This is a genomic window from Mycobacterium sp. TH-M15 (assembly GCF_057473705.1).
Map to the genome: position 1 here is coordinate 1 of NZ_JBYCLB010000005.1, position 1,997 is coordinate 1,997.

Here is a 1,997-nt window from a genome sequence, read left to right on the forward strand (position 1 = left end):
CCGCGGGGTCGCCCGGGTCCTCGTCGCGGACCGCCAGACCGCTGCGAGTGACCAGCCACAGCCGCGGCGACGTGCCGGGCCAGCAGACGGCGGTGGCGCGGGCAATGGTCCAGACCGCCCAGGTCAATTCGCGGGCACGGTCCAGCGCGCCGTCCGGGTCGGTGCCGTCGAACGGCTGCTTGCCGACGAACGCGACGATTCCGACCGCCGGCGCGCTCGGATCGGCGGCGGCCTCGGCGCAGGCGTCTGCGATCGTGCCATAGAGGCCGGCGCTGATCACCCGCCGAGTCGGTGAGCTGAGCCGGGCGGCGAATTGCACTGCAATAGACTGTGTTTCAGCGTCGTCATCGACGAGCAGCAGCCAGCTTCCAGCCGGCGGGGCTGAACCGATTTCCGGGGTTTCCGGTGCCGGGCGCTCCACCCATTCGGTGTCGAAGACCTTCTGCGCAAGTGGCAACCGCAGCGTGGCGAGGTCTACCGGCCGCAGCTGCACCCCGGTGAGTTCGGCGGTCACAGTGCCCGCATCATCGGTGAGGACGACGCGGCCCAGGTAGCCCGAGTGGTCGGCGTCGCGCTGCTCGATCAGCTCGGCGCGGCAGCGGGCCCGTCGCCCGACTCGCCCGAACACCCGGGCCTTTGCCACAGACGCAGTCTGGTAGACCGGAGCGGATTCGGCCGGCGCGGCGGCGACAGCGGCCAGATGTCGCAGCGCGGCATCGACCATCGCTGGGTGAATCGCGTAGCGGGGGTGGCCGATAACGTCGTCGGCGAGCGTGATCTCAATCTCGTCGATGTCGCGGTCGCCACCACCGGGTTCGTCCGCCGCGCCGGGGGCGTTCTTGGGTGCCGCCTCGACGTCGGCGGTCGCAGAGACAGACCAGGCGCCGCCGGGCGGACGGGCATGGATCTCGACCCGGGTTGCCTGGTCGTCCCGGCCACCCCGGGTGAGCTGCGTGGTGACCTCCATGTGGTGCTCGACCGGGAGCGCCTGCCCGATCTCGAGCCTGCTGACCTGGACAGACTCGGCCGGCAGCCCAAGCGCCTGGCAGCCGGCGGCAAGCGCCATCTCCACAAAGCCCGCCGCAGGCAGCACGGTCCGCCCCTCGATCGTGTGTCCTGCTAGCCACGGCATGGCCTCGACGGTGGTCTCTGCCTGCCACACGTGGTCGCGGCCGGACAGCAGCTCGACATGCACCCCGAGCAGTGGGTGGATATCGGGCTGCGGTTGCGCGGTGGGCGTGATCCAGTGCCGTGAGTGCTGCCACGGGGACAACGGAAGGTCGGCAAACTTCCCGGTACCCGGGGCGATGACGCCGACTGCGGCCAGTTGTGCGTGCAAGAACAGGGTTTCGTCGTCGACGCGCTTGATCGCCGAGGTGACCACGGCGCCGGCGGCGGTGTGGAGTGGGGCCGGCGATGCCGCCTCGAGCGTCTCGCCGATGGCGTAGGTCAGCAGCGGATGCGGGCTCATCTCGATGAAGGCGGCGTGGTTCTGCGCCAGGGAGGTGACGGCCTGGCTGAACCGCACCGGGTTGCGCAGATTGGCCACCCAATAGTCGGCATCAAACGTCGGCGCCTTACCGGCGGTTCGGCCGGTCTCACCAACCGTGCTGACGAACCCGATCGTGGGCACCGCCGGCACCAGACCCGCCAGCGCCGCCCGCAGCTCCGGCAGAATCGGATCCACCGTAGCGTGATGCGAGGCCACATCGACCTCCACCCGCCGCGCCAACCGCCCCCGCGCATCCACCGCGGCGATCACCGCATCAACCTGCTCCGGTGGCCCGGCGATCACCGTCTGCTGCGGCGCCGCATACACCGCCACACCCACATCCGAGACGCCCGCGCAATCGGCCAGCAGCGCCTCGACCGCCTCGGCGTCAAGCTCCAGCAGCGCCATCGCACCCTGACCGGCCAGCCGCGCCATCAGCGCCGAGCGGGTCGCGATCACCTTCAACCCATCGGCCGGGCTCAACGCCCCGGCCACCACCGCCGCA

General features: G+C 70.9%; 1 protein-coding gene. It reads right to left on the reverse strand.

The window, feature by feature from the left end; all coding sequences use genetic code 11:
* The coding region (locus AC2VNT_RS00080; RefSeq protein ID WP_486944925.1) for an acyltransferase domain-containing protein at positions 1-1,997 on the reverse strand (1,997 nt) is incomplete at both ends.